This window comes from Streptomyces sp. SID3212, assembly GCF_009865405.1.
GTDB lineage: Bacteria > Actinomycetota > Actinomycetes > Streptomycetales > Streptomycetaceae > Streptomyces.
In genome coordinates this window covers 1-928 of record NZ_WWJY01001231.1, presented here as the reverse complement: position 1 = coordinate 928, position 928 = coordinate 1, and the positions used below count along the sequence as shown (strand labels likewise).

At 72.1% G+C, this 928-nt stretch carries 2 protein-coding genes; both read left to right on the top strand.

Annotation, left to right across the window (positions count from 1 at the left end):
• Nucleotides 1–212: 212 nt before the first annotated feature.
• On the top strand, nt 213–395 hold the full coding sequence (locus GT042_RS38520; protein WP_202534746.1) for a hypothetical protein: 183 nt from the start codon (nt 213–215) through the stop codon (nt 393–395).
• The coding region (locus tag GT042_RS36500; RefSeq protein WP_161312957.1) for a hypothetical protein at nt 392–928 on the top strand (537 nt) is incomplete at its 3' end. The genes GT042_RS38520 and GT042_RS36500, both read left to right, overlap by 4 nt.

The window sequence follows — 928 nt, the reverse complement described above, 5'->3', positions numbered from 1 at the left end:
ACGACGGTCCCGTTCCACGTCTAGGGGCGTCCGGAGGACAGGCCTCAGGGGGCGTCCGGGCAGGTCGCGTACGCGCGAACCCTGGCTGGTTCCGGATTGAACTTCCGTATTGAAACATCAACTATCCGGCCAATTGGCCGATTTGCCCACCTATGTCTAGAGTTGACTGTGTCATTGCCGTACGGGCAATCGCGTCTACACGAGGAGCTGACATGCTTTCTCAGACCATGAGGGCCGGAGAAATCACCCTGGACGGGCACGCGTTGGGCGTGGCCATGACCGAGCCGGAAGCCCCGCAGAGCGACGCGCCTGTGTACTCGCCCGAGGCCGCGGGACTGTTGCTGCTCGCGCTGCTCCTCTCGCCCAAGGAGCCGAAGGAACCGAAGGGCCGGTGATTCCGGACCGGTCGCGGACCACATACCAGGAATCGGCGGCCGGCCTGGCACGACGTGCCCTCGATGCCCTGCGGGGCACCGGGGGCACGGCCATGGTCGCGGAACACGTCGAACAGGCCGAGGATCCCGGCGCAGCGCTCGCCGCCATCCGGATCCTGGGCGCGGACACCTTCGCCCCCGTGCTGCTGACGGGTGAGGCGCTCCCTCCCCAGGACGCCGAGGCCGTCGCCCTCGCGCTGACCGCGCTCCCGCCCTCGCGGGACGTGGCGCCCGCGCCGCCCGCCGGCCCCGAGGGGCCCTGGCTGATGGCGTGGCGGGACTGGGGCACGGCGACGCTGCTCGCCGTGCTCACCGACGGCGGTACGGGCGTCCCGCCGACGGCCCCGGCGCCGCTGCCGCCTCCGGGTCCCGGGCACGGGGCACCCGCCGTGAGCGACACGGGCGCGGTGGGCTGGCCCGGCTGGTCGGTCCGGATGGGCCAGCTGTACGCGCTGGCGCTGCCCGGGCTGGACGGACCGATCCACGACGCGGCC

Coding starts and splice junctions, on each gene's coding strand:
- GT042_RS38520 (WP_202534746.1), top strand. CDS start 213: ATGCTTTCTCAGACCATGAGGGCCGGAGAAATCACCCTGGACGGGCAC.